The sequence below is a fragment of the uncultured Cocleimonas sp. genome (genome assembly GCF_947495625.1).
Lineage (GTDB): Bacteria > Pseudomonadota > Gammaproteobacteria > Thiotrichales > Thiotrichaceae > Cocleimonas.
Genome location: NZ_CANLZW010000024.1, coordinates 36,025 through 53,756 on the forward strand (window position 1 = coordinate 36,025; position 17,732 = coordinate 53,756).

16 protein-coding genes are annotated in these 17,732 nt (G+C 39.2%); 11 read left to right on the forward strand and 5 right to left on the reverse strand.

Translation table 11 applies throughout. The features are described from left to right. Nucleotides 1-324 precede the first annotated feature (324 nt). Entirely contained in the window at nt 325-1,182 is an 858-nt protein-coding gene (locus Q1A31_RS13865) for a DUF2189 domain-containing protein (protein WP_299877767.1), read from the forward strand. Between the two features lie 102 nt (nt 1,183-1,284). On the opposite strand, the gene Q1A31_RS13870 is transcribed toward Q1A31_RS13865, so the two are convergent. Next, entirely contained in the window at nt 1,285-1,620 is a 336-nt protein-coding gene (locus Q1A31_RS13870) for a hypothetical protein (RefSeq protein ID WP_299877770.1), read from the reverse strand. A 79-nt stretch (nt 1,621-1,699) separates the two neighbouring features. Next, entirely contained in the window at nt 1,700-1,990 is a 291-nt protein-coding gene (locus Q1A31_RS13875; RefSeq protein WP_299877772.1) for a hypothetical protein, read from the reverse strand. A 223-nt stretch (nt 1,991-2,213) separates the two neighbouring features. Here Q1A31_RS13875 and prfB point away from each other — a divergent pair. Then, a protein-coding gene (prfB, locus tag Q1A31_RS13880; RefSeq protein ID WP_299877775.1) for a peptide chain release factor 2 occupies nt 2,214-3,309 on the forward strand; the annotation gives its coding sequence in 2 pieces (ribosomal slippage) (nt 2,214-2,285 and nt 2,287-3,309; 1,095 coding nt in all). A 76-nt stretch (nt 3,310-3,385) separates the two neighbouring features. Next, nucleotides 3,386-4,894 (forward strand): lysine--tRNA ligase, encoded by a 1,509-nt coding sequence (gene lysS, locus Q1A31_RS13885; RefSeq protein ID WP_299877777.1) that lies wholly within the window; start codon nt 3,386-3,388, stop codon nt 4,892-4,894. A gap of 290 nt (nt 4,895-5,184) precedes the next feature. Here the strand turns inward: lysS and Q1A31_RS13890 are convergent, their stop codons facing one another. Then, a complete protein-coding gene (locus Q1A31_RS13890) occupies nt 5,185-6,012 on the reverse strand; it encodes a universal stress protein (RefSeq protein WP_299877779.1) in 828 nt (275 codons plus the stop codon). A gap of 368 nt (nt 6,013-6,380) precedes the next feature. Here Q1A31_RS13890 and Q1A31_RS13895 point away from each other — a divergent pair, with 368 nt between their 5' ends. The 3 genes from Q1A31_RS13895 to Q1A31_RS13905 all read left to right on the forward strand — a co-directional run bounded on the left by Q1A31_RS13895 (nt 6,381) and on the right by Q1A31_RS13905 (nt 8,630). After that, entirely contained in the window at nt 6,381-6,764 is a 384-nt protein-coding gene (locus Q1A31_RS13895) for a hypothetical protein (protein WP_299877781.1), read from the forward strand. Nucleotides 6,765-6,886: 122 nt separating this feature from the next. After that, nucleotides 6,887-7,873, forward strand: coding sequence for an ABC transporter ATP-binding protein (locus Q1A31_RS13900; RefSeq protein ID WP_299877783.1), 987 nt, complete (start codon nt 6,887-6,889; stop codon nt 7,871-7,873). Then, nucleotides 7,863-8,630 (forward strand): ABC transporter permease, encoded by a 768-nt coding sequence (locus Q1A31_RS13905; RefSeq protein WP_299877785.1) that lies wholly within the window; start codon nt 7,863-7,865, stop codon nt 8,628-8,630. Before Q1A31_RS13900 ends, Q1A31_RS13905 begins: the two co-directional genes overlap by 11 nt. Nucleotides 8,631-8,676: 46 nt before the next feature. Here the strand turns inward: Q1A31_RS13905 and Q1A31_RS13910 are convergent, their stop codons facing one another. Continuing rightward, nucleotides 8,677-10,638 carry an EAL domain-containing protein gene (locus tag Q1A31_RS13910; RefSeq protein ID WP_299877787.1) on the reverse strand — a complete coding sequence of 654 codons (1,962 nt, stop codon included), beginning with the start codon at nt 10,636-10,638 and terminating at the stop codon, nt 8,677-8,679. Between the two features lie 414 nt (nt 10,639-11,052). After that, nucleotides 11,053-12,513, reverse strand: a complete 1,461-nt coding sequence (locus Q1A31_RS13915; RefSeq protein ID WP_299877789.1) for an NAD-dependent succinate-semialdehyde dehydrogenase — start codon at nt 12,511-12,513, stop codon at nt 11,053-11,055. Nucleotides 12,514-12,733: 220 nt separating this feature from the next. Between Q1A31_RS13915 and Q1A31_RS13920 the strand changes: the two genes are divergently transcribed. The 5 genes from Q1A31_RS13920 to Q1A31_RS13940 all read left to right on the forward strand — a co-directional run bounded on the left by Q1A31_RS13920 (nt 12,734) and on the right by Q1A31_RS13940 (nt 17,688). Next, nucleotides 12,734-13,657: a LysR family transcriptional regulator gene (locus tag Q1A31_RS13920; protein WP_299877790.1), complete on the forward strand. Its 924-nt coding sequence runs from the start codon at nt 12,734-12,736 to the stop codon at nt 13,655-13,657. A 39-nt stretch (nt 13,658-13,696) separates the two neighbouring features. Continuing rightward, nucleotides 13,697-14,476 (forward strand): peptidoglycan editing factor PgeF, encoded by a 780-nt coding sequence (gene pgeF, locus Q1A31_RS13925; RefSeq protein ID WP_299877791.1) that lies wholly within the window; start codon nt 13,697-13,699, stop codon nt 14,474-14,476. A gap of 315 nt (nt 14,477-14,791) precedes the next feature. Then, on the forward strand, nt 14,792-15,790 hold the full coding sequence (gene dgcN, locus Q1A31_RS13930; RefSeq protein ID WP_299877794.1) for an N-acetyltransferase DgcN: 999 nt from the start codon (nt 14,792-14,794) through the stop codon (nt 15,788-15,790). Next, nucleotides 15,790-16,782 carry an N-acetyl-D-Glu racemase DgcA gene (gene dgcA / locus Q1A31_RS13935; RefSeq protein ID WP_299877797.1) on the forward strand — a complete coding sequence of 331 codons (993 nt, stop codon included), beginning with the start codon at nt 15,790-15,792 and terminating at the stop codon, nt 16,780-16,782. The genes dgcN and dgcA overlap by 1 nt, the downstream gene beginning before the upstream one ends. Before the next feature lie 57 nt (nt 16,783-16,839). Continuing rightward, entirely contained in the window at nt 16,840-17,688 is an 849-nt protein-coding gene (locus tag Q1A31_RS13940; RefSeq protein WP_299877799.1) for a D-amino-acid transaminase, read from the forward strand. Nucleotides 17,689-17,732: the final 44 nt, after the last annotated feature.

A 17,732-nucleotide genomic window follows, 5' to 3' on the forward strand; every position in this document is an offset into this window, starting at 1 on the left:
CAGTCGAATTCTCTGTGACATTAATTCTAATGACACGAAACAAATAATATTACAAATCAATATACCCAAGTTATTTTAATAATTTGTATATATTAGTAGACCGAAATAAATGCATTTGCTATAAATGATGTTAAGTAGATTTTTGATATTTATCAAACTATGTGCGAAAAGATATTTACCACTAGTTAAAAAATACTAATATATTCTTTATATGTTTTTAACTTTAGCTGTCAACTTACGCTGTTAAGAAGATGAAGCTATCAACAAGACCAAAAGGAAAGCGGCAAAAATAATAATTTCATTAAGCTCTAGGAGACCCAATATATGACTGCAGTTCAGCAAGACATACTTCATGAAGAAGAAGAGTTTGATTACTCTCAAAAAATAGAAATCAGAAAAGTAGATAGCAGTGCACCAATGCGTTGGTTGAGCAAAGGTGTAGCCGACTTTAAAGTGTCTCCAATGCTAAGTTTAATGTACGGTGTGTTATATGCAGCGATTGGATTAGTGCTGATGTATTTAACCTATCATAATCCTATATATACATTCGGTATGGTTACAATTTTTTATCTCGCCGGCCCTGTTATTGCTGTAGGTCTATATTGTATGAGTCGACATATAGAAGCAGGGGTCAAACCTACCTTTAATGAAGGTTGTAGGGCGATGTGTTACAACCCTGTTGGGGTTATTGGATTCTCCATCGTTATTGGCATGCTTATCGTATTTTGGTCTGTCATTACTGCAGCTTTGTTTGCCGTATACTTTGGGAGTATGACCATCACTGGAGATTTCTTTGGAACCTTGATGGCAAATAAACAAATTGTTCCTTTTGCTGCATTGCTTGGCATTATTGGTTTGTTTTTTGCGGTAGTTTGTTTCTCATTGAGTGCTATTTCAATTCCGTTAATGACGCACAGAAAAGCAGATATTGTTACGGCCATGGTAACCAGCGTTAGAGCCGTTAAAAAGAACCCTGTTGTGATGCTTACCTGGGCATTCGCCATAGTCGCATTAATTGGATTAGGCTTTGCTTTTGCTTTTGTTGGTGTGGCAATTACACTACCTATCGTTGGTCATGCAAGTTGGCATGCTTATAGAGAGCTTGTGGTTGATGATAGAGTCATGACTGTTGACGATTGTGATTTACCAGTATTTCCTTTCATGAGGGGAAAACTTAAATAACAACTCAGTTCGAAGTAACTTAGTTTATAAAAAAGGCCCTGATATCAGGGCCTTTTTTATGTCTTATTCACTTTTCTTTTTTTAGCTTTTACTGATCTGTTTTTAAATTTTAGTGAGTTCGAGTTTGTTCCTGCCATATTCCAGAATCAGTTTATTCTTATTGCTAGACACTTTGATCTGCTGGTTTGAATTATGACCAGCACTAGGTGAATACAAGCTGGTGTTTGACGTTGCCAGTAATGGGTAGGGGTACTTTATCTTATTTACATAAGTCACTAATACCCCGTTTAAGATACCTAAGCGTATGCTGTTAATCTTGGCTTTACCTTTAATTAATTTAGCTTTGTAATGACCCAGCCTGTTTTTCCAGTTTTGTGGGATAGGTTTTGATATAAATTGTTGTCCGATTGTTTTTGGCCTGCGTTTTTGGGAGTGCAATACAACTTGTCTCTTTCCTTTGTGTGTCGCTAAGGAAAATGATAATTCACCCAATTTGACTGGAAAGAGACCCAGAAATTTACACTGTGGATAGATACGACCATTTGCTTTTTTTGATTAATCGAATAAATATCCCATCAACGGTCACAGAAGCATATTTCTTATGCGCCTGAATAAACAGATAACCAAACTTGGTAGAATAATGGCCTTTAAACTGTTGAAGTTCAGCTTGAGTAAACTCAGCGACTGCACTGGTGGTTTTTGCATATGCTGGCGCCGCTATGGTTACTAACGTAACTTTCGTTACAATAATCATCACGATGAAGAACAAACGGTTAATCAATAATATGCTAATCAGGAATGCATGCATAATTTTGTTTCACCCTTGAATATTTATTTATAAGAAGTGATCTGACGCATTAAAGTTCAGCCGGTACTATCCAATCAATAAAAAAGGCCTAAAAGTAGGGGGGTGACCTTTAACTAATACGCTCGTGATTAACTAAAACAAATATACTTTTGACTCGTTTAAGGGCTTATTTTCTCTAGACAATCCCTGTATCATTGCCATTTTTTAGCATAAATGAATTTCTATGGAACTCAATCCTCTCTACACGCAGATTAAAGATTTACAGCAACGCATTGACGCGTTGAGGGGGTACCTTTGACTACGACACCAAGAAAGAACTTTTAGAGGAAACGTCACGAGAATTAGAAGATCCTGAAGTCTGGAATGATCCTGAAAAAGCACGCAAGCTAGGTAAAGATAAATCTACCTACGAGAATGTGGTTCTCGCCATCGATGAGATAACCGTTCAGTTAGATGATGCCAATGATTTACTCGAAATGGCTGAAATGGAAGATGACGCAGAAACCGTTGAAGCAGTCACTCAAGATCTTGATGCTGCAACTAAGGGTGTAGAACGTTTGGAATTCCGCCGGATGTTCTCTGGTGAAATGGACCCGAATAATGCTTTCCTCGATATTCAATCAGGTTCTGGTGGTACAGAAGCCCAAGACTGGGCGGAAATGGTACTGCGCATGTATCTGCGTTGGGGTGAAGCAAAAGGTTTCAAAGTCGAATTGATGGAAGCATCTCCGGGTGATGTTGCGGGTATCAAGTCTGCCACTATTCGCTTTGAAGGCGAATATGCTTTTGGTTGGTTGCGTACTGAAATTGGTGTACATCGCCTGGTGCGTAAGTCGCCATTCGATTCTGGCGGACGTCGTCATACATCCTTCTGTGCTGTATTCGTTTCTCCTGAAATTGATGATGATATCGAAATAGAGATCGATCCTTCTGATGTTCGTGTCGATGTTTACCGTGCTTCAGGCGCAGGTGGTCAGCACGTTAACAAAACAGAATCTGCGGTACGTTTAACTCACTTACCAACCAATACCGTTGTGCAATGTCAAAATGGTCGTTCGCAGCATCAAAATAAAGCGACAGCAATGAAGCAATTGAAAGCGAAATTGTACGAGCAGGAAATGCAGGCGCGTAACGCTGAAAACCAACAGATGGAAGATAATAAATCTGATATTGGTTGGGGTAGTCAGATACGTTCTTACGTATTAGATGCATCACGTATCAAAGATTTACGCACTGGCGTAGAAACAGGAAATACGCAGGCCGTACTTGACGGTTCACTCGATCAATTTATCACCGCCAGCTTAAAATCTGGTCTTTAATTAATACGAATTAATATCGTATATAACACCCGAAATAACAGCAGTACACTGCAGAAGTAAATAACAGAGAAGTCACATGAGCGAAGAACAAAATACAACAGCCCCTGAACAAGATGAAAACCAGTTGGTCGCATTGCGCCGTGAAAAACTGGGTCAAATGCGTGAAGATGGAATCGCATTCCCTAATGCATTTAAACGTGATCATTATGCGCAAAATTTGCAAGATGAGTACGGGGATAAAGAGAAGCCGTGGTTCGATGAAAACGAAGTACGCGTATCTGTTGCTGGCCGTATTATGCTTAAGCGAGTTATGGGTAAGGCGAGCTTTATTACGATCTCCGATATGTCTGGACGTATTCAGGTTTATGCTCAAATTAAATTACTCGGTGATGACCTTTACGAATCTTTCAAAGGCTGGGATAGCGGTGACATCGTAGGTGTTGAAGGCTTGTTATTCATGACTCAGAAAGGTGAGTTAACGGTTAAAGCTGACAAACTTCAATTACTGACTAAATCTTTACGCCCGTTACCAGAAAAATTCCACGGTTTGAGTGATCAAGAACAGCGTTATAGACAACGCTACCTTGATTTAATCATGAGCGAAGAAACGCGTGATACCTTCAAGGTTCGTTCTAAAGTGATTAGCTATATTCGTAACTACTTTGAGTCGAAAGACTTCATGGAAGTTGAAACGCCGATGCTACAAGTGATTCCAGGTGGTGCTACTGCAAGACCATTCGAAACACATCACAATGCATTAGGTATTGATATGTATATGCGTATCGCGCCTGAGCTTTACCTGAAGCGATTGGTCGTGGGTGGTTTTGAGCGTGTGTTTGAAATTAACCGTAACTTCCGTAACGAGGGGTTATCAACACGTCATAATCCTGAATTCACGATGATTGAATTCTATCAAGCGTATGCAACTTTCCATGACCTTATGGATATCACAGAGGAGTTGCTTAGAGGTTTGGCTGAGCATGTGCTTGGTAATACCCAAGTGACCTATCAAGGTGAGACTTTTGACTTTGGTAAAACCTTTGATCGTATCTCGGTGAGGGATTCAATTCTTAAGTACAACACTAATCTAACCGAAGATGATATCAATACTGAATCTGGCGCTCAAAAAGTAGCTAAAGATTTAGGTATTCATCTACAAGAGTATTGGGGTCTTGGAAAGATTCAAATGGAAATCTTCGACGAAACAGTAGAGAAGAAGCTTTTGAATCCTACATTTATTACTGAGTATCCAGCAGAGGTTTCACCATTAGCGCGTCGTAATGACGACAATGATTTTATTACTGATCGTTTTGAATTATTCATTGGTGGTCGTGAGATAGGAAACGGTTTCTCTGAGCTTAATGATGCTGAAGACCAAGCGGAGAGATTCCAAAAACAAGTAGCTGAGAAAGATGCGGGTGATAATGAAGCGATGCATTACGATGCTGATTATATTCGTGCCCTAGAGTACGGTATGCCACCAACGGCTGGAGAAGGTATAGGAATCGATAGATTGGTTATGTTGCTGACGGATTCGCCATCAATTAGAGACGTGATCTTATTCCCGCATATGCGACCTGAATAAATAACGCCACTGTGTATTCATCTTACACGCTAACTCTTCGTTGCCTTCGTGCTCGAGCGATCACATACTAATGTATGCTCACGCTCTGCGCGCGAGGGCGCCTTGATTTATCGCGAAATATAAATACACAGAGGCGTATTACATATATTTTATACAAAATTCGCTTAAAAGTAGGGGGGTGACTATTATAGTTCTTAAAGAACCTAGGAAAGTCACCCCCCTACTTATAGCCATGATTTATAGTCATTTCTTTAGTTTGAAGTTTTCCTAAAACCAAACAAATAATTAACTTAGTGAGACATCATTAATGGCGTAATCATCGTCTTCAACATTGTTTCAGTCACGCCACCAAAAACCTTTTGTTTAAGACCAGGTGTTCCATAACCGCCCATAACTAAAAGATCTATGCTGTGGTCAGCAATTTCATTGAGTAAAACGGTTGCTACATCAAATGTACCCGCATTAATTCGGTTTACGGTTGCATTCACATCGTGTCGTTTTAAATGTGCGACTAAATCATCAGCGAGCAATTCACCTTTAGCGGTTTTATTTTTTCCTTCCCTAACAACCGTAATAATGACTTTGTTGATATCTCTTAATAATGGTATAGCATCATGCACTGCACGAGTAGCTGCAGGAGTCCCATCCCATGCGATCATGGCGTTTTTACAGGGAATATGATGTGCGCCAATGTAAGGCATGAAAAATACAGGGCGTCCACACAGTACGACTATTTTACTGGCTATTTTCTCTACTAATTCAAAATTCTTATTTTCAGGGTTAGCTTGTCTGAAAATGACCAAATCAAAATTACGTGCATATTGAGAAAGTCTTGTACGCGCTTCTTTTTTTCCACCAGGAATTATTTTACTCGCAAATTCCAGACTCGTTTCTGCTGCCAAAGCATTGAATTCGGCAATTCTTTTTTCAGCTTCTTGCATGCAGATAGTACGTTGCATTTTCTTATCTGATGCACGCATATGATAAGGTTTTAACGCGGCAAGCGTCACGCCTGTTAAACGTGCATTTTGTGATTCTGCCAGTGAAAAGGCAGTTGTGATACGTTCCGCATTGGATTTGCCATCATCAAGGTAAACCAGAATATCTTTGTAGTGCATATTATTTTCCCATTATAATTTTCACAAATATTCTAGCATTTTCTATAATAGAAAAATAATTTAACTCTCGAGTATCAAGGTTTTAACGCTTAAGTTTGATATCTATCAGTAAACCACTGACTTTAAGTAATCATGAGAAAATCAGGTGGGCTAAACATTTAGGTTAACCAATCAGCTTATATGTAAGTGCATCAGAGATTTTCAAGTGTATCTTTCCATTTGTCGGATAGATTTCCATAAGTGCATTTATATGCTTAAAATGCCAATTACAATAATAAAAAATGATCTGTAGAATTTATCTGCAATACATTTAAACATCGTATACAAACTCGCATAAAAACGAATAAACAATAAAAATAGGAATTATTATGTTTAAGACATTTACCCTAATTAGAAAAGAAGAAGAACAACTCTCTGACACAGAAGGAAAAATGACATTTCATCTGAAGGATGAAAGTGGATTCGAAAGAAAGGTATCTGGTTTTACGCACTTAGATGAAAACTTGAATGCTATTAGCATTTCAACGCCTAGAAAGAGAGAACACCCACTAATTCAATGTTTATTTATAACCAATGTTGATGAGACCATCAATATTGAATTCACGCAATACAACGATGTGTTTGTTCGTAATGACCAAGATACTGCTGAAAAAACGATCGAAGAATTAGCACGTGAAATGCAAAACAAACCTGTACGATTAGGTCCTTTGCTTAAGTCAGTTGAAATAAAGAGTACTGAATCTATTCATTAATTGAAACAGAAATATTTTGAAGAAGCGCTCAAAAGAGCGCTTTTTTTATGCCTGCTAAAAGGTCATATTAATAGACACATAAGTTAATTGAAGCGATTTAACAAAGCACGTACTATCGCGCAATGAATTCAATAGTATCAATACAAAACCTATCAAAAGTCTATGAAGGCGGTCATCAAGCCCTCAAAGAAATTAATCTGGAAATCAAAAAAGGTGAAATCCTTGCTTTACTGGGGCCGAATGGTGCTGGCAAGACAACGTTAATTTCGACGATTTGCGGTATTGTTTCTCCCAGCAGCGGAACAGTTAAAGTAAATGGTCACGATATAATTAAAAATTATCGTGATTCCAGACAAATGATAGGGCTGGTTCCACAGGAGCTGACACTGGGAGCCTTCGAAACGGTTTGGAATACCATAAATTTCAGCCGTGGACTGTTTGGTAAAAAGAGAGACGATGCTTATCTCGAAAAATTATTAAAAGAATTATCGCTGTGGGATAAGAAAACAAACGAGCTTAGAACCTTGTCTGGCGGCATGAAAAGACGCGTTCTAATCGCCAAAGCATTGTCTCATCAGCCTGAAATACTGTTTCTGGATGAGCCAACCGCAGGAGTGGATGTAGAGCTACGCAAAGATATGTGGAATATCGTGCGCAGGCTGAGAGAATCTGGCGTTACCATAATTTTAACCACGCATTACATTGAAGAAGCTGAAGAGATTGCTGATCGTATTGGTGTTATCAATAATGGCGAACTGCTACTGATAGAAGATAAAAAAGAGCTAATGCATAAGCTTGGTCAAAAACAGTTAATTGTAGAGTTAAAAGAACCGACAGAGAATTTGCCAAATCTACTTTCTAAATACAATGTTAGCTTATCCCAAGATGGCGCGAAAATTACCTATACCTACGATACCAGAGGCGATGGAACAGGCATAACGTCATTACTTCAGGCAATCAATGAGTCAGGACTTGTTTTAAAAGATATGCAAACCACACAAAGTTCACTGGAAGATATCTTCGTACATTTAGTTCACGATGATGGTTTTGATCAGAAAGAAAAAAATATTGACCAAACTGCAAAAGAGGAGAAACCTGATGCGCATTAATCTTCAGGCAATCAAGGTCATCTATAAATATGAAATGCTGCGCGCATGGAAGACTTTATTTCAGAGTTTGGCTTCTCCGGTAATCTCCACTGCGCTCTATTTTGTGGTGTTTGGTTCAGCAATAGGATCACGCATTGATACTATTGAAGGTGTTTCCTACGGATTGTTCATAGTGCCAGGTTTAACAATGCTGTCATTATTAACACAGAGTATTGCGAATGCTTCGTTTGGAATTTTCTTCCCGAAATTTACCGGGAGTATTTATGAAGTACTATCGGCGCCTGTTTCATTCTTCGAAATCATGGTCGGTTACGTCGGAGCGGCTGCGACTAAGTCCTTTATTTTAGGTGTGGTGATTCTAATAACAGCCAGTTTTTTTGTAGATTTAAAAATTGCTCACCCTGTGTGGATGGCTACCTTCCTGATTTTGACGTGTATATCATTTAGTTTGTTTGGTTTTATAATCGGGCTATGGGCGAATAATTTTGAAAAGTTACAGATTATTCCTTTGTTGATCATCACTCCTCTGGTCTTTTTGGGCGGAAGTTTTTATTCAGTGAGCATGTTGCCACCATTCTGGCAGACAGTGACCTTGTTTAATCCCGTTTTGTATTTAGTGAGTGGTTTTCGCTGGAGCTTTTTCGAAGTATCAGACGTGAATGTCGGGCTAAGTTTAGGGATGATTGTGGTGTTTCTGGTCGCTTGTTTACTGGTTATTAGCTGGATGTTTAAAACGGGTTATCGATTGAAGGAATAATGACTGTAGTTATCAAATAGCTGTGATTAGATTTTTATTACAACTATCAAGCAGCCAGTTGCAGATGTGATATTTTGTTGCCTGGGAGGGGGCGGTGGTAATAATAACCTTGTGCGATATCGCATGAATATTTCTTCAAGAACACGAATTGCTCATAGGTTTCTACGCCTTCTGCAACTACGTCTAAATTCAATGAATGGCCGAGTGTAATTATTGCTTTTACAAGTGCATGATCCGCTCTGTCATCAGGTAAGCCGACGATAAATTCCTTATCTATTTTTAAGGTAGTAATAGGTAATTTCTTCAAGTAACTCAGTGATGAATATCCCGTTCCAAAGTCATCGATAGATATTTTTACGCCTTTCTCTCTCATTTTCTCAAGGTGTTTAATAGTACCTTTAGAGACTTCGTGTATGGTTCTTTCGGTTAACTCAATGCCAAACAATTTTGGGTCGAGATTATAGAACTCCACATTATCAATAAATCGTTTTAAAAGTTTAGGGAAAATAATCTTATTGCCGGATAAGTTGATGTTGATACGCATGCCATTATTTCTTGTGTTTTGCCACAAGCTCTGTTGCTTACATGCTTCATCAATAACAAATAAATTCAGTTTCTCGATTAAATTTGTTTTCTCAGCTAACGGGATAAACTCATCTGCTGCAATGCTTTCTCCGTTATGGTTTTTCCAGCGAAGAAGCGCTTCACATTCGGTTGTATCACCTGTTTTGATGTTTAGTAATGGTTGGTACTGCAAGCATAATTGATTGTCTTTATTCTGGTTTTTAAGTACAGAATGAAGTGCATGACACATGGCATGTTCACGTTCAAGTTGATCACTGGTTTCTTTAGAGAAAAATTGAAAACAATTTCTTCCTAGTTCTTTTGCGGAATACATCGCTATATCGGCATTGGTTAACAGCGTTTTTGCATCTTTACCATCCAGAGGATATAAACTAGCCCCAATACTTGCTGACATGAAAATTTCATTTTCATTAATCGTAATTGATGTGTCTAATTCATTTGATAGCTTGTTGACTAGATCTACTGCTTCCTGCTCACTCTTAATACTACGCAACAGTAATACAAACTCATCTCCGCCAAAGCGCGATAAAACATCCTGTGGCTTGATAAACCAGTTAATTTTATTAGCAAATTGTCTAAGTAATTCATCACCGACTTCATGCCCGTAATTGTCATTAATACTTTTAAAGTAATCGATGTCAAAAAAGATAACGGCAAATGGTTTTACCGGTTTTTTCTTAATATGTAAGGATATGTTTGATATCAGATTAGTTCGATTTGGTAATTCGGTAAGAATGTCAGTAGTTGCAAGATATGCCAGTTCTTTATCCTGCTCTCTTTGTCTTCTTAGAATAAATCTGGTGAGGATGATACTAATAAAAACACTGACAATATCAAAAATTATGACATTTGTGAGTACCTTATGGTTGTCACTTTTTGATTTAGTATTAGCCTCTGATTCAACATTATATTGAAAATCTGCCATGTCTTTAAACAGATCCAGTACAGCTTTTTGTCTAGGCAAGGTTTGTTGAGTTAATAGCAATGTAGCAGGCACTTTTTTTCCTTCCACTAATAAGCTATACACCTCATTTAACATGGGCTCATAGATTTGAGAAAGCTTGCGTTGCTGCTCTAACATCTCTTTCAAATTGTCATCCATTTCCTGCATCATTAATATTTCTCGTGCAGCATTAAATTTAGTGGTTTGTGCATTTAAATCAAAATACAACTCATCCAAAAGGAAAGGGTCCTGCGTTTGAATCATGCTCACTAGGATAGTAGATCTGGAGGACTCGGCATGAGACATATTTCTTAACTGCTTATTATTTTTTGAATGTTGTTGAATAGCACTGAGCATTGAATCTGCGCCCTGCTTTATTTGTGAAGCAGCCACTAGCGAAGTCAAGATCATCATTGCGATGATCATAGCGAAGCCTAACGGTAGTAAGCCTTTAAATCGTTTTGATAAAATTCTGTGCATCAGTGGTTTATTTTTTTATTAGTTTTACTAGCTAAGAATGTTTAAATACTATCACTAATAAATTGCATGCAATATAAAAACAGGACATACGGTATAAGATGCTAAAGACGGCTATTTATATTGTCTAATCACTGTATATGATTAGCTATAAGGAAAGATATTAAATACAAAAAACTGAGTTTTTAATCGCTTAAATAAGAAACAAATATTAAAAGAACTCAATTGAAAATTTAAGTTGATCTAGCCTAAATATCGTTAAAAGTAGAAGCGCAAGGACCAACTTTTAATAAAGGTTGCCATTGCGGCAACCCATTGATGAATTTATATTGTTAAAAACAGATAAAAAAGCGCTTATAAGTAGGGGGGTGACTTATGTCTTTACACACTACTTTTTCATGTGTTTATCTAATGTTACTAAGATGAAACCCCCGCCATGCAGATGTATTTGGTTTCGAGGTATTCATCTAGTCCGAATTTAGAACCTTCACGACCTAATCCAGATTCTTTTACGCCACCAAATGGCGCCACTTCGGTTGATATAAGGCCAGAGTTAACACCTACCATGCCGTATTCAAGCGCTTCTGATACGCGCCATGAGCGTCCGATATCACGAGAGAAGAAGTAAGCTGCCAAACCAAATTCGGTATCATTAGCCATTTGTATCGCTTCTGCTTCTGTTTTAAAGCTGAATAGTGGAGCAACCGGACCAAACGTTTCTTCATAAGTGACTTTCATGTCTGTAGTCACATTTGCAAGTAATGTTGGTTCGAAGAATGTTTTACCCAAAGCGTGGCGTTTGCCGCCGACGAGCACTTTTGCGCCTTTTCCAACGGCATCACTTATATGGTCTTCCACTTTTTCTACTGCCGCCATATTGATTAATGGGCCTTGATTAACGCCTTCTTCAAAACCATCGCCTACCTTTAAATCACCGATTTTTGCAGCTAGCTTTTCTGCAAACTCGTCATATACACTTTCGTGTACCAAAGTGCGATTAGTACAGACACAAGTCTGACCACTGTTACGGTATTTGGAAACCATTAGGCCTTCTACAGCGGCATCTAGATCTGCATCTTCAAAAACAATAAAGGGAGCATTTCCACCAAGTTCAAGAGACATTTTCTTCAAGGTGCTGGAACATTGTTTCATCAATATTTTGCCAACCGCTGTTGAGCCCGTAAATGTGACTTTTCTAACAATAGGATTAGTGGTCATTTCTTCGCCAACATCCTTACCTTGTGATGCTGTAACGACACTGAAAATACCAGCAGGGAATCCTGCGCGCTCAGCTAATTCAGCAAGTGCAAGCGCTGAGAATGGTGTTGCTTCAGCTGGTTTTACCACCATCGGACAACCGGCACCAAAAGCAGGGGCTGCTTTACGCGTAATCATTGCATTCGGGAAGTTCCACGGTGTAATTGCCGCACAAACACCAATAGGTTCTTTAGTGACAATGATACGTTGGTCATTATTTTTTGAAGGAATCGTGTCGCCGTAAACGCGTTTACATTCTTCTGCGAACCATTTAATAAAAGATGCGCCGTATGCTACTTCACCTGTTGCTTCTGCAATTGATTTGCCTTGCTCCAGGGTCATTATCGCCGCTAGATCTTGCTGGTTTTCCATGATGAGATCAAACCATGTTTCTAGAATGGCTGATCGCTCTGCGGCTGTTTTTGCTCGCCATGCAGGCCATGCATCATTTGCCGCTTCAATGGCACGTTTAGTCTCTGCAGCACCGAGGTCAGGAACCGTTCCGATGACTTCATTATTTGCAGGGTTAGTGACTTCAAAAGTTTTACCGTCGTCAGCATCAATCCAGTTTCCGTTTACATAGGCTTGTTGGCGAAATAAGCTGTTATCGTTTAATTTCATAGTGGTCTCGTTGTTGGGTTTATGCTTAATGTTGCAGTTCAGTAATATACTCATGCAGTAAACTGTTATGAACTAAAAAAATATGCACTAGTAAGCATGCATAAATTGATAATACACAAGCGTAGTATCGCTATTAATATTAGTCAAACGAATGTTTTTTAAATATATAATTAAAATTATTTACTATAATACGTGCTACACATTTTTAAATTGAGCACTTATGGAAATTCGTCAACTTAAAACGTTAGTTAACATTCTGGATTTCGGCGGCTTTGCTGCTGCAGGGGATTCAATGGGTTTGACGCAATCTGCGGTAAGCTTGCAAATTAAAGCACTCGAACAAGAATTTGGTGAAGAGTTATTCGATCGCAGTAAAAGGCCGCCGATACCTACGGCAAGAGCTATAGCACTGGCACAAAAAGCCCGCGAAATTTTACGTTTGTGTAATGATTTGGGTGAATTTAATAAAGAGCAACTTTCAGGGTCGTTACAACTGGGTGCTCATCCGGCTGTTCAAAGAACGCTTGTTCCCGTGGCTTTGAAGCATTTACTTAAAGATCACCCAGAATTATTTATTAGTGTGACGACTGGTTTATCTGATGAGTTATCACGAAGTGTTTATCGCGGCGTATTAGATGCTGCCATCGTCAGCGAACCGACTAAATTGCCCACTGGAATGAGCTGGAAGCCTTTCGCATCAGAAGCACTGGTTGTGATTGCGCAAAACAAAGCAAAAGGTAAGGATGCTATCGAGGTGTTGGAATCTAATCCCTACATTCGTTTTAAAAGATCTACATGGCTGGGGGAGCTGATTAACACTGAGCTGAAAGACTTGGGAATTAAAGTGAAAACAGTGGTGGAAACTGACCATATTGATTCTATCTGGGAAATGGTTTCATGCGGTTTGGGTGCAGCTGTTGTTCCGCAAAATATTGCAGAACACGAGATTTCAACTATGAGTACTAACGTTGAAAAGGATAAGAAGAAAGATAACCAAAGCCCGCACGAAAAACAAAAACCACGAAACATACGAATCTATAAATTAGGACAGAATCCAATGCGCCTGACAACGGGGTTGATAGAGAGAACGGCAGATCCCAAGGCTCATTTGGTGGCGGCTTTATATAGTGCGTTACAAGATTAAAAAACCATACAATAAGATAATTAAACAGGATTGATTACGATGGGCGTTGAGTATAAACAAAGCATAGAACTAAGTGCTGTTCGCGGAGTTAGACACGGATTTTTCACTAAAAGTGGGGGGGTGTCATCAGGTATTTATGATTCTTTGAATTGTGGCCCAGCATCCGCCGATTCTTTAGACAATGTCATTGAAAACCGCTGGCGAGCAATCTCTGCACTGGGCTTACAAGAATCTCAATTATTTGGACTGAATCAAATTCACAGTACAAAAGTCCATACCATCGATAAAAAAAGCTCGGACGATTATCACCCTGGTGATGGTTTAGTCACCAAAGAAAAAGGAATGGCATTGAGCGTTCTGGGTGCGGATTGCGCTCCTGTTCTGTTTGCAGATAAAACTGCAGGTGTTATTGGTGCAGCTCATTCTGGCTGGAAAGGCTCAGTCTCTGGAATCATCGAAAGCATGGTTGAGAGTATGTGCGTCATTGGAGCGAGTAGAGAAAACATCCACGCCTGTATCGGCCCAACTATTCACCAGAAATCTTATGAAGTACGTGAAGATTTTATTCAGCAACTCGAATCATTAAGTGGCTTTGCAACAGAGCAATTTATCAAAAAAGGGGAGAAAGAAGTGCAGGGACAATTCTTCTTTGATTTACCCGCGTATCTTTTAGAACAATGCAAACGAAGCCAGATACAGGGTGAGAACCTGGGTTTAGATACTTACGAGTTAGACGATTCTTTTTTCAGCTTTCGTCGAAATACCCATCAGGGATTAACTGAGTATGGGCGACAGATCTCGGTAATTTGCCTCGCTTGATTGTTTTTCGCTAACACTGCATGGGTTTTTCGATCTTCACTTAAATAGCGCATTAGCTTGTTAAAATATGTGTCATTAAAATGAAATATTGGAAATATATTTCGCAAAATTATATTTAAGCAAAAATATATTCTGTTTATCGCAGTTTATAGTATAAAAAACACAAGAAGATTCTGTGATTATTTTACTAATATTTACACTGAAAAATGATGACTCTGATTAAAGTCTTAAAAAGATACCCAGTTTCAAACCGGATACAGATTTTCTAAGACACGCAGTTATTACACTTAAACGATTTACTATGAGATTCAAGCTATGCATATACAAACTCCTTACTTATTATTCCTTGGCGATGCCGCTGACCCACTTGCAGCTAAAGTAGCTCAAGGTATTTGTGACTGGCGTCCAGAAAATGCATTAGGACAATTCAGAATGGAAGGCTGTCAAGCTGATCTGGGTTTGACTGATATGAGTATTGATGAAGCTGTTGAAGCAGGTGTTAAAACATTAGTTATTGGTGTTGCCAATCGTGGTGGCGTGATTTCTGAATTATGGATAGAAATCTTACGTGAGGCATTATCTAAAGGTTTGGATGTTGCTGCAGGTTTGCACAATAAACTGAATGACATCCAGGAACTTGTTAACGATGCTGAAAAATATGGTCGTACTTTATTCGATGTACGCCACCCTGTAGCAACTTACCCTATAGCTGTTGGAGTAAAACGTACTGGAAAAAGATTGTTGCCAGTGGGTACTGATTGTTCTTGTGGAAAAATGTATACCGCATTAGCGATTGAAAAAGAACTACGTCAACAAGGAGCTAATGCAGATTTTAGAGCGACAGGCCAGACAGGTATTTTAATTACGGGTGAGGGCGTCTCTATTGATGCAGTTATCGCAGACTTTATCGCAGGTGCAGTAGAAACATTATCACCTGAGAATGATGTAGATCATTGGGACATTATCGAAGGTCAGGGATCTTTATTCCATGCTTCATATTCTGGAGTAACAATGGGTCTAATCCACGGTTCACAACCCGATGCATTGGTTTTATGTCACGAGCCAACACGTACTCATATGCGTGGATTACCGACATTCAGTTTGCCTGAATTAGATGAGTGTATGGATGCCTGTTTGCGTGCAGCAAAACTTACAAACAAAGATGCTAAGTTTGTGGGTATCTCAGTGAATACCTCTAAATTATCTGAAGAAGAAGCTACTGAGTATTTGGCAAAAATTGAGAAAGAACATGGTTTGGTCGCGGTAGACCCAGTGCGTCAAGGTGTATCACGCATTGTTGAGCAATTAGTTTAATGTCTGCATCGACAGTAACATTATCTGCCAAATCTGAATCCTTTCCTATCGAAGGCCGTTTTACTATCTCACGAGGTAGTAAGACAAAAGTGGATGTTGTCATCGTTGAAATAAATGATGGCGAACATACAGGCCGTGGCGAATGTGTTCCTTATGCTCGTTATGGGGAATCGATTGATTCTGTTATCGAACTGATCATGTCATTAGAAGATGATGTGAAGAATGGTTTAGATAGAGAAAGCTTACAGCGTAAATTACCTTCCGGTGCAGCAAGAAATGCCTTGGATTGCGCCTTTTGGGATCTTGAATCAAAGCAGAAAAATACACGTGCCTATGATTTAGCTGGGATAGCGGATATGAAAACGCTTACGACTGCATATACCTTATCTCTAGAAACACCTGAGAAAATGCGGGAGTCGGCAGAAAAGAATGCTCATCGTCCATTATTAAAATTAAAACTGGGTGGAGAAGGTGATATTCAGCGTGTGCAAGCCGTTCGTATTGGCGCTCCAAATTCACGTTTGATCGTAGATGCCAATGAAGGATGGACAGCTGAGTCCTATCAAAAACTAGTCCCTAGGTTACATGAGCTGGGTGTTGAGATGATAGAGCAACCATTTCCTGCGGGTGATGATGAGATTCTTAAAACGCTAGATCGCCCAATTGCCTTATGCGCAGATGAGTCATGCCATGATCGTGAATCTTTAAAAGACATTATCGGCAAGTACGACATGATCAATATCAAACTGGATAAAACCGGTGGTTTAACTGAAGCGTTAGCTTTAAAAGAAGAAGCTGAGGCTAACGGTTTAAGCATTATGGTTGGCTGTATGTTAGCGACATCTCTAGCAATGGCTCCTGCCATATTAGTCGCACAAGATACGGCAATTGTTGATTTAGATGGTCCGTTGTTATTAGCCAGTGATAGAGAGAACGCATTACGCTTTGATGAAAGTGAATTATTCCCACCAGAGCCAGAACTCTGGGGATAACACATTAAATACGCTAGTAGTAAGAACCTGGCAATAAGAACATAGGAAGTATGAAAAATGAGTAGAATCGTTTATGTAAATGGCGAGTATGTCCCAGAAGAAGATGCCAAAATATCTGTATTTGATAGAGGCTTTCTATTCGCCGACGCCGTTTACGAAGTTTCATCAGTAATCAATGGCAAACTAATTGATAACGAAGGCCATATGGGGCGTTTAAAGCGTTCTATGGATGAACTGGAAATGCCACATCCAGCCACATCCGAAGAGATTGAGACCATTCAAAAAACCTTGATCGATAAAAATGATGTTGTTGAAGGTTTGGTTTATTTACAAGTGTCACGTGGTTCTCAGGATCGAGATTTTGTTTACCCTGAAAACACTAAACCTTCTTTAGTAATGTTCACTCAGAAAAAGAATTTGCTGGAGAGTCCACAGGCTAAAGTGGGTATAACGGTCATCACTTCACCGGATATTCGCTGGCAGCGTCGAGATATTAAAACCGTATCGTTATTAGCCGCGAGCATGGCTAAAATGCAGGCAAAAGCTGCTGGAGCTGATGATGCATGGTTAGTTGAAAATGGCTTTGTGACTGAAGGCAGTTCTAATAATGCCTATATCGTAACTCAAGAGGGAACTGTTGTTACCCGTCATTTGGGTAATGAAATTCTTGCAGGTATCACGCGTAAATCAGCACTTAGACTCGCTGAAGAAGAAGGCATTAAAATCGAAGAAAGATCTTTCACTGTCGACGAAGCCTTGGCGGCTGCTGAAGCATTTGTAACGTCTGCCACCACTTTTGTAACGCCAGTAGTAGCAATTGATGGTCAGAAGATTGGTGATGGTACGCCAGGTCCGATAGCGAAGAAACTGCGTGCAATCTATATTGACGAAGCGACAAAAGCTTAGTCTAATATTTACACCGGAAATTGACCAATAACTGAGGCTACTTT

Excerpts from the sequence above, each read along its gene's own strand:
- lysS (WP_299877777.1), top strand. The coding sequence starts at position 3,386 with ATGAGCGAAGAACAAAATACAACAGCCCCTGAACAAGATGAAAACCAG.
- Q1A31_RS13900 (WP_299877783.1), top strand. The coding sequence starts at position 6,887 with ATGAATTCAATAGTATCAATACAAAACCTATCAAAAGTCTATGAAGGC.
- dgcA (WP_299877797.1), top strand. The coding sequence starts at position 15,790 with ATGTCTGCATCGACAGTAACATTATCTGCCAAATCTGAATCCTTTCCT.
- dgcN (WP_299877794.1), top strand. The coding sequence starts at position 14,792 with ATGCATATACAAACTCCTTACTTATTATTCCTTGGCGATGCCGCTGAC.
- Q1A31_RS13890 (WP_299877779.1), bottom strand. The coding sequence starts at position 6,012 with ATGCACTACAAAGATATTCTGGTTTACCTTGATGATGGCAAATCCAAT.
- Q1A31_RS13895 (WP_299877781.1), top strand. The coding sequence starts at position 6,381 with ATGTTTAAGACATTTACCCTAATTAGAAAAGAAGAAGAACAACTCTCT.
- Q1A31_RS13905 (WP_299877785.1), top strand. The coding sequence starts at position 7,863 with ATGCGCATTAATCTTCAGGCAATCAAGGTCATCTATAAATATGAAATG.
- Q1A31_RS13915 (WP_299877789.1), bottom strand. The coding sequence starts at position 12,513 with ATGAAATTAAACGATAACAGCTTATTTCGCCAACAAGCCTATGTAAAC.
- Q1A31_RS13940 (WP_299877799.1), top strand. The coding sequence starts at position 16,840 with ATGAGTAGAATCGTTTATGTAAATGGCGAGTATGTCCCAGAAGAAGAT.
- Q1A31_RS13865 (WP_299877767.1), top strand. The coding sequence starts at position 325 with ATGACTGCAGTTCAGCAAGACATACTTCATGAAGAAGAAGAGTTTGAT.
- pgeF (WP_299877791.1), top strand. The coding sequence starts at position 13,697 with ATGGGCGTTGAGTATAAACAAAGCATAGAACTAAGTGCTGTTCGCGGA.
- Q1A31_RS13910 (WP_299877787.1), bottom strand. The coding sequence starts at position 10,638 with ATGCACAGAATTTTATCAAAACGATTTAAAGGCTTACTACCGTTAGGC.
- Q1A31_RS13875 (WP_299877772.1), bottom strand. The coding sequence starts at position 1,990 with ATGCATGCATTCCTGATTAGCATATTATTGATTAACCGTTTGTTCTTC.
- Q1A31_RS13920 (WP_299877790.1), top strand. The coding sequence starts at position 12,734 with ATGGAAATTCGTCAACTTAAAACGTTAGTTAACATTCTGGATTTCGGC.